An 8,936-nucleotide genomic window follows, 5' to 3' on the forward strand; every position below is an offset into this window, starting at 1 on the left:
GGTATATCCCAAGAACTGGGCGAACCTCGGTGCTTTCATCGCTACCGGTTATGAGGCCGTGAAGTCGGTATGCCCCGATGCCATTGTGATTGTTCACCTTGACAACGGATGGGACAGCAGTTTGTTCAACTGGTTCTTTGACGAGCTGAAGAAGAACGGTGGCAAGTGGGACATGATAGGCATGTCGCTCTATCCCTATTGGTCGCGCAATGACAAGCCCGGGTATGCGAATGCCGATGCCGTTATTACAGATTGCATCAATAACATCAAGGCGTTGAGCAAAAAGTATAATTGCGATGTCATGGTGGTAGAGACCGGTATGGAGTGTGCCGATGACCAGGGCAATCTGGCAAGCACCTCTGTTCTCGCCGAAGGCAAACGCCAGTTGGCACTTATTCTGAAAGAGTGTAAAGAAAACACCGATGGTCGTTGCAAAGGGGTATTCTATTGGGAGCCGGAATGCAAGCCAAGTCAATACCGGTTAGGTGCCTTTACCGAAGAGGGACGTCCCACGGCGATTATGGATGCTTTTAAGTAACTTAAATAATGAGCGTATGAAAAATTTGAAAAGTGAAGCGATTATTCTTTCAATCGGTATCGTTATGCTGGGCGCAATGATAAAAAACGGTATCAATGACTTCAAAGACAAGGAACGCATTGTGACCGTGAAAGGGTTGGCGGAGATGGAAGTGCCTGCCGACAAGGTTGTCTGGCCGTTGATGTATAAGGACATTGGCGATGATCCTGCCCTTCTTTATGCCAATATGGAGAAGAAGAACAAGGCTATTGTGGCGTTTCTGGAGAACAACGGAATTATGAAGGACGAGATATCCATCGCTCCTCCCGAAGTGATAGATATGCACGCCGAGCGTTATGGCAATCACGATATTCCCTATCGTTACAATGCAACTTCTGTCATTACGGTTACTTCCAAAAACGTGGATAAGGTGCGCCGGCTGATGTCCGAACAGGCCGAACTGCTGAAACAGGGCATTGCCATCAGCGGAGGTGATTACCGATACAATGTCTCCTACGAATTTACCGGCCTGAATGATGTCAAGCCGCAAATGATAGAGGAAGCGACTAAGAATGCGCGTGCCTCTGCCGAGAAGTTCGCCAAAGATTCGGACAGCAAGTTAGGAAAGATACGGAACGCTTCGCAAGGACAATTCTCCATTTCCGACCGTGATGCCAATACACCTTACATCAAGAGTGTGCGGGTAGTCACCACCATCAACTATTATCTGCGGAAATAGAAAAGCTGTCCGCGTCTTTCCATACCGGGAATTTCTCTCTGAAAGAGGTGAGTGTGGAGCGGTTGAGCACAGCTGTTGCAGCTCCCTCTTCATCATCGGGGACGCTTGCAAGCAGTTTGCCTTTCGGAGAATAGATTACGCTGCCGCCATTGTGCGGCAGTTTTTGTGGGTCTGTTCCGATGCGGTTGACACCGCAGACATAGCTCTGGTTCTCTAAGGCGCGGGCTTGCAGCAAGACATCCCAAACCTTGCGGCGGGAGGCCGGCCAGTTGGCTACATAAATCAGCAGGTCGTATGCCTGGTTCGTATTGCGGCTCCAGACCGGAAAACGCAAGTCGTAGCAAACAAGCAGCCGGATGTTCCAACCGAAGTAGGAGATGATGGGGCGTTGGTTGCCGGCTGTGAAATGTTCCGTCTCACGGCCCATTCGGAACAGGTGGCGTTTGTCGTAATACCAGGCATCGCCTTCAGGAGTGAGGAAGAAAGCGCGGTTGAAGAAGGAAAGGGTTTTCTCAGGAGAAGACTTTTCCTGGAGAGAGCAGGCCGTATTTGTTTCAGGGGCGGTCGTTTCGCAAGCAATGTAGCTGCCGGTGATGGCAAGCTGGAATTCCTTGCACCAGTGGCGCAACGTGCGGATGGTCTCCCCGTCCACCGGTTCGGCCAGACGGGCGGTATCCATACTGAAACCAGTGGAAAACATTTCCGGCAAAACGACAATCTCCGTCGTTCCGCAAAGGGTTTTTAACCTTTCACGGAGACGACGGAGATTCTCTTGTTTATTTTCCCAAACAATGTCTGTTTGCAGTATGCTTATTCGCAGGGCATCCATACGGTTGGGGATGTTTATACGTTTCCGATACTGAAGTTCTCGGGATGCTTTCCTTTGAATTCCTTGAAGTAGAGCTTTATTTCGCGTATATCCTTTTTAAAGTCTCCGGTAGGCACGACCACCTTTGTGGCGGAAATGGTTTTTGAGGGATCATCAATACCGATAAGTACAATGGGCACGTTTGCCTTCAGGGCAATGTAATAAAATCCTTTCTTCCATTCAGGATTGGCTTTGCGGGTACCTTCCGGGGTGATGGCGAGGTTGAACGACTTGCTTTCAGCGAATTTTTGCGCCATTTGCTCCACCAATGAAGATTTGCGTCCCCGGTTCACGGGTATGCCTCCGATGGCTTTGAATATCAGTCCCAACGGAAAGAAGAACCACTCTTTCTTCATCATAAAGCTGGCTCTCTTGTCCATCGCACCATAGAACAGCTTGCCGATAAACAAGTCCCAATTGGAGGTGTGCGGTGCCGCACAGATGACACATTTGTCATAATGGGGCACGGTCACGTGGCTCTTCCAGCCCAAAAGGCGATGATAAACGAAACTATAAAGGGCTTTCCTCATCTTATTTCAGTTTGCCCATTGCATCAATGATTTCGTCCACCTTCGCGTTGAGGTCGGAAAGAAGTTTCTTATAGAAACCTTTTACATTTCCCGGCTCTGTATGGCTGATGCGGCTTACGAATTCGTCTTGCATCTTCAGAATCTCAGCCATCAGTTCATCGGCTTTCTGCTTGTCTGTTCCGGGTACGTACAGGCTGTTTACGAGACATTCGGTGAACAATTCGCCTGCGATATAATTAATGTTTTTCTTTAAGTTTCTTCTGCTTGCCATAATTCTGTAGTTTTTAAAAGAGGCTGTTTTTGCCATGTTTCAGCCTCTTAGGGTTAATAATATTCGCAAATATAGGCATTCTTTGCGGAAAAACTCAAATTTTACCTGTTTTATTTTATCAAGCGGTACGGCTTTTTCATTTACGGTTTCTTTTCATTTTTCAGCCGCGGATGTAACTATTCAGCTATTTTACCTGATTGAAATTCAACAGCTTTGTAGGGCTGTACCTTGGTGTAGCCGCTTATTTGCATGCCATCGGCTGGCATTTCGGATGCACCGGGGTGCATCCCTACATTGAAAATGAATACGTTATATATGCCACGATAGGTGAATAGTTACCCGCATATTTAGCGGATTGGGCGGATTGTATATTCAGCTGATAAAAATAAAATCCGCTTTATCCGCTCAATTCCGCGGCTGAAAATAAGTGCAAGTCCTAAATGAAAGAACCGTGTAGAGTGTTCACGGCTTTTTCATTTGCAGGAGTTGAAGGGGGAGGCTGTCCGGAAACCTTGTCAGCACTAACATCTTGTTATGATTTCAGGTACGGATGCGATGCCGTTTTCTGTTATTGGCGGGCTGGAAGCCCGACTATCATCCCGAATACCGGATGAGCCTTTCATTCAATCAATAGGTGCTAGTAAATAATTTTCTAATGAGAAAGCGTGTTTTTCTCGCGCTACATCCCGTATGCTATGCTGTGCTGCATTTTACGGAGGAAAAAAACTGTGCTTTTGTATAGCGTTGATTATCACTGTGCTGTATGTTGTTTGTGAGGAATACGAAAGGGGTCAGGGTTCACCAAGGTTCAGGGTTCACCTTTGAACTTTATTTCAGTGAAAACAGGGAGTGTGAGAGGTAAAATATGTCCTAAAAAATGATTAAATTTATCGAAGAATTGGGGTCATCCGATAGTTGGAGTGACGGCGCGCAATGACGCTTTCTATCATTAGCGGGCTTTCAACCCGATTATCACTCCAAATTCCGGATGAGCCAATTTTTTGGGGGGGCATCCGATATTCGGAGTGATGAACTAAATTTGTTTCATTGTTTGTTTAACCTGTGGAACAATACGTTTCTTTTTTGCTTTGTTTTGTATATAAATGTTTATAGTGACAAGGCCGTTGAAGATTTCTTAGAATCTTTTTCTATGAATGCTGAAAGTGAATATTTGAATGTAACATACTTATATATAGTATTTTATAAGAAAAATGTGCCTGTAGGAAGGGGCAAAGGTGAACCCTGAACCTTGGTGAACCCTGAAGCGAATGTGGTAAGTGAGAAATGTTTACATATATGCAGGCCTTCAATACTGCGACATCAATCAACTGGTAGTATGGATTTGTATCGCCGACTCCATTATTCCCGCCTTTTCCGCTTCCCTTTTTCGGCAATGTTTCTGTACGGTGGCAAGGATGTTCTTGTTTACAAGTGGCAATGTTTCCGAAGAGTGGCGACCATGTTTTTGTTTGCACAGATGCGCAGGTCTCTTCTGTAGGATGATTTTGTTGTGGACTAAAGCCTCACTTTTGTGGATATTTTCCCCAACACAGGGTGGGGAAGCCTTCGCCGGTATCTGTCGTTTATATCTCCTTTCTTGCTGATACATAGCGATGTATGGTGTTTCTTGAAAAAGCCGGAACTTTTTGGCCTCGGAGTTGTTCTACAAAAAAGAAACAGGGTTTAATAAAGAAAACGAATAAGCATGAAACTATTTTTTATGAAACAAGAGAGAAAATTCAAGAAGAAGAGAGTGTTGTTGGCGATGGCGTGTCTGGCACTGTTGTTGGCCGGCTATTTTCTTCTGACTTGGCGGGAAAAGGTTCAGCCGGAAATGCCGGTAGTGATTGTGGAACCTGTAGAAAAGGGAGACGTGGAGATATTCGGAGAGTACGTGGGACGCATCCGCGCCCAGCAGTTTGTGGAGGTCCGTGCCCGCGTGGAAGGCTATCTGGAGAAAATGCTTTTTGCCGAAGGGACGTATGTCTCCAAAAACCAGGTGATTTTTGTGATAAACCAGGACCAGTATCGGGCGAAGGCCGACAAAGCCCGTGCGCAACTGAAAAAAGACGAGGCGCAGGCTCTGAAAGCAAAACGCGATTTGGAACGCATCCGCCCGCTCTATGCGCAAAATGCTGCCAGCCAGTTGGATCTGGACAATGCGCAGGCAGCCTACGAGACGGCAGAGGCTTCGGTAGCGATGAGCCAGGCGGATTTGGACCAGGCGGAGTTGGAGTTGGGATATACGCTGGTACGCTCTCCGCTGTCGGGGCACATCAGTGAGCGGAACGTGGATTTGGGCACATTGGTAGGACCGGGCGGCAAGTCGTTGCTGGCTACCATCGTGAAGAGCGATACGGTGCTGGTGGACTTCAGCATGACGGCGTTGGACTATCTGAAGAGCAAAGAGCGCAATATCGAGATAGGCCGTCAAGACTCCACACGTTCCTGGCAGCCGAACATCACGATTACGTTGGCTGACAATACCGTTTATCCTTACAAAGGATATGTGGATTTTGCCGAACCTCAAGTGGACCCACAGACCGGAACCTTCTCTGTGCGTGCGGAAATGCCGAACCCCGACCGGGTGTTGCTACCGGGGCAGTTTACGCGGGTGAAGTTGCTGCTGGACGTTCGCGAAGGGGCGGTGACGGTTCCGCAGAAAGCGGTGACGATAGAGAAGGGCGGTGCCTACATCTTTGCCATGCGCCGAGACTCTACCGTGGAAAAGCGGTTCATTGAATTGGGTCCCGAGTTTGGCAACCATTGGGTGGTGGAACGAGGATTGATAACCGGTGAGCAAGTGGTGACCGAAGGGTTCCATAAATTGTCTCAGGGCATGAAGGTACGTGCCCAGGCACCTGCACCTGCTCCTACCAAAGATACTAACCCCATAAAGTAACAGTGCCATGAAAGTCTCTTTCTTTATAGACCGTCCGGTATTTTCGGCGGTACTCTCCATTGTGATTGTTATTGTCGGTATTATTGGGTTGACCATGCTGCCGATAGACCAATATCCGCAGATAACGCCACCCGTGGTGAAAATCAGTGCCTCCTATCCGGGAGCCAGTGCGCTGACTGTCTCGCAGGCGGTGGCGACTCCTATCGAACAGGAGATAAACGGTACTCCGGGGATGCTCTACATGGAGTCCAACAGTTCCAATTCCGGCGGCTTCTCGGCTACGGTCACTTTCGATGTGTCTGCCGACCCCGATCTGGCTGCCGTAGAGATACAGAACCGCGTGAAGCTGGCGGAGAGCCGTCTGCCTGCCGAAGTCATACAGAATGGCATTTCCGTAGAGAAGCAGGCACCCAGCCAGCTGATGACTATCTGTCTGACCTCCAGTGATCCGAAGTTCGATGAAATCTATTTGAGCAACTTTGCCACCATCAATGTGCTCGACTTGTTGCGGCGCATTCCCGGGGTGGGGCGTGTGTCCAATATCGGCAGCCGCTATTACGCCATGCAGATATGGGCGTTGCCCGACAAGCTTGCCAATTTCGGACTGACCGTGCAGGACTTGCAGAATGCCCTGAAGGACCAGAACCGGGAATCTGCCGCAGGCGTGCTGGGGCAGCAGCCGGTCAAGGGGCTTGACATTACGATTCCCATCACCACACAGGGCCGCCTGAGTTCGGTGAAGCAGTTTGAGGACATCGTGGTCCGCGCCAATGCTAACGGGTCTGTCATCCGGCTGCGCGATGTGGCACGTGTTTCGCTGGAAGCCTCTTCGTATAGCACGGAGAGTGGCATTAATGGTGAGAATGCGGCGGTGCTTGGCATCTATATGTTGCCCGGGTCCAATGCCATGGAGGTGGCTGAGAATGTAAAGGATGCCATGAAGGAAATCAGTGCGAATTTCCCCGAAGGGATGAGTTATGAGATTCCTTTTGACATGACTACCTATATTTCCGAATCCATTCACGAAGTGTATAAGACGTTGTTCGAGGCGTTGGTGCTGGTCGTGTTGGTCGTATTTCTTTCCTTGCAAAGTTGGCGTGCGACGGTGATACCGGTTGTGGCGGTACCCATTTCCCTGATTGGTACCTTCGGTTTCATGCTTATTTTCGGTTTCTCACTGAACATACTGACTTTGCTTGGATTGATTCTTGCCATCGGCATTGTGGTGGATGACGCCATTGTGGTGGTGGAGAATGTGGAGCATCTCATGGAGACCGAAAAGCTGTCTCCTTACGAAGCGACCAAAAAGGCGATGAACGGATTGACCAGCGCTTTGATTGCCACCTCACTGGTGCTCTGCGCCGTGTTTGTGCCGGTCAGCTTCCTGAGCGGTATCACCGGACAGCTATACCGCCAGTTCACCATCACCATCGCTGTCTCCGTACTGCTTTCCACGGTGGTGGCTTTGACGCTCAGTCCCGTGCTGTGTTCGCTCATCTTGAAGCCTGACAGCGGCAAGAAGAAAAACATCGTGTTCCGCAAAATCAACGCGTGGCTGAACATAGGGAACCGCAAGTATGTGGCTGTCATCAACCGTGTCCTCCGAAATCCGCGCCGTCTGATGAGTGCATTCGGAGTTGTGTTGGTTGCCATTTTTATCATCCACCGGCTGGTGCCCACTAGCTTCTTGCCGGCCGAAGATCAGGGTTACTTCAAGGTGGAACTGGAACTGCCGGAAGGGGCAACCCTGGAACGGACCCGAGCGGTGACGGAGCGTGCCGTGCAATATCTGGAGAAGAATCCGTATGTCGCCTATATACAGAACGTGACGGGTAGTAGCCCCCGTGTGGGCAGCAACCAGGCACGCAGTGAGCTGACGGTTATCCTGAAACCGTGGGAGGAGCGCAAGGGGATTTCTTTGGATAAAATTATGGAGAAGGTGGAGCAGGAGTTCAAGGAATATCCCGAATGCAAGGTTTATCTCTCCACACCGCCGGTGATTCCGGGGTTGGGCAGTTCGGGCGGTTTCGAGATGCAGCTGGAGGCGCGTGGCGATGCCACCTTCGATGACCTGGTGCAGGCGGCGGACACGCTGATGTACTATGCCCGGCAGCAGAAGGAACTGACGGGACTTTCCTCCTCACTGCAATCGGAAATTCCGCAACTCTATTTTGACGTGGACCGCGATAAGGTGAAGATGTTGGGAGTGCCTTTGGCAGATGTGTTCTCTACCATGAAGGCTTATACGGGTTCGGTATATGTGAACGATTTCAACATGTTCAATCGTATCTACAAAGTATATATCCAGGCGGAAGCCCCTTATCGGGAACACAAGGATAACATCAACCTCTTCTTCGTGAAGGCAAAAGACGGGGCGATGATTCCGCTGACCGCTTTGGGAAATGCTTCTTACACCACCGGACCGGGCAGCATCAAACGCTTCAATATGTTTACCACGGCTGTCATCCGAGGCTCTGCCGCACAGGGCTACAGTTCCGGGCAGGCGATGGAGAAGATGGAAGAGATTGCCCAGCGCCACTTGCCGGACAACATTGGCCTGGAGTGGAGCGGTCTCTCTTATCAGGAGAAGAAAGCCGGAGGGCAGACGGGGCTTGTGCTGACGCTGGTGTTTCTGTTCGTGTTCCTCTTTTTAGCAGCGCAATATGAGAGTTGGACGGTACCCATTGCTGTATTGCTCTCCTTGCCGGTGGCGGCATTGGGCGCTTATTTGGGAGTGGTGGTCTGTGGATTGGAGAACGATATCTATTTCCAGATAGGTCTGGTCATGCTGGTGGGACTGGCGGCAAAGAATGCCATCCTGATTGTGGAGTTTGCCAAAGTGCAGGTGGATAAGGGGGGCGATTTGATACAATCGGCCATCCATGCCGCCCAACTTCGGTTCCGTCCTATCTTGATGACTTCGCTGGCATTCGTGTTGGGCATGCTGCCGATGGTGCTGGCCAGCGGTCCGGGTTCGGCAAGTCGCCAGGCGATTGGCACGGGAGTCTTCTTCGGAATGATATTTGCCATTGTGTTCGGCATCGTGCTGGTGCCCTTCTTCTTTGTGCTGATCTATAAGGCGAAGGCGAAAGTGAGGGGGAAAATTAAG

General features: G+C 49.8%; 7 protein-coding genes. 4 read left to right on the forward strand and 3 right to left on the reverse strand.

Annotated features, from left to right (window positions below; all coding sequences use genetic code 11):
- Both K2G43_RS11550 and K2G43_RS11555 read left to right on the forward strand, forming a co-directional pair.
- Nucleotides 1-538 (forward strand): glycosyl hydrolase 53 family protein (locus K2G43_RS11550; protein WP_300155348.1); only part of this gene is annotated, 538 nt, incomplete at its 5' end.
- A 16-nt stretch (nucleotides 539-554) separates the two neighbouring features.
- A complete protein-coding gene (locus tag K2G43_RS11555; RefSeq protein ID WP_297643523.1) occupies nucleotides 555-1,256 on the forward strand; it encodes an SIMPL domain-containing protein in 702 nt (233 codons plus the stop codon).
- Here K2G43_RS11555 and K2G43_RS11560 read toward each other — a convergent pair.
- From K2G43_RS11560 to K2G43_RS11570, 3 genes are read right to left on the reverse strand one after another with little or no spacing between them, the layout of a single operon-like run.
- A complete protein-coding gene (locus K2G43_RS11560) occupies nucleotides 1,234-2,085 on the reverse strand; it encodes a nitrilase family protein (protein ID WP_300155353.1) in 852 nt (283 codons plus the stop codon). The two genes, K2G43_RS11555 and K2G43_RS11560, sit on opposite strands and share 23 nt — an antisense overlap.
- Before the next feature lie 14 nt (nucleotides 2,086-2,099).
- Entirely contained in the window at nucleotides 2,100-2,654 is a 555-nt protein-coding gene (locus K2G43_RS11565) for a 1-acyl-sn-glycerol-3-phosphate acyltransferase (RefSeq protein ID WP_300155356.1), read from the reverse strand.
- A 1-nt stretch (nucleotide 2,655) separates the two neighbouring features.
- The gene (locus tag K2G43_RS11570; protein ID WP_297643519.1) at nucleotides 2,656-2,925 is read right to left on the reverse strand and encodes a hypothetical protein; all 270 of its coding nucleotides are present in this window, start codon (nucleotides 2,923-2,925) and stop codon (nucleotides 2,656-2,658) included.
- A 1,705-nt stretch (nucleotides 2,926-4,630) separates the two neighbouring features.
- Here K2G43_RS11570 and K2G43_RS11575 point away from each other — a divergent pair.
- Together K2G43_RS11575 and K2G43_RS11580 are read left to right on the forward strand one after the other, a co-directional pair.
- A complete protein-coding gene (locus K2G43_RS11575; protein ID WP_300155360.1) occupies nucleotides 4,631-5,827 on the forward strand; it encodes an efflux RND transporter periplasmic adaptor subunit in 1,197 nt (398 codons plus the stop codon).
- A gap of 7 nt (nucleotides 5,828-5,834) precedes the next feature.
- The coding region (locus tag K2G43_RS11580; RefSeq protein ID WP_300155363.1) for a multidrug efflux RND transporter permease subunit at nucleotides 5,835-8,936 on the forward strand (3,102 nt) is incomplete at its 3' end.

It is taken from the genome of Bacteroides sp. (genome assembly GCF_029057325.1).
In the GTDB taxonomy this organism is placed as follows: domain Bacteria; phylum Bacteroidota; class Bacteroidia; order Bacteroidales; family Bacteroidaceae; genus Bacteroides.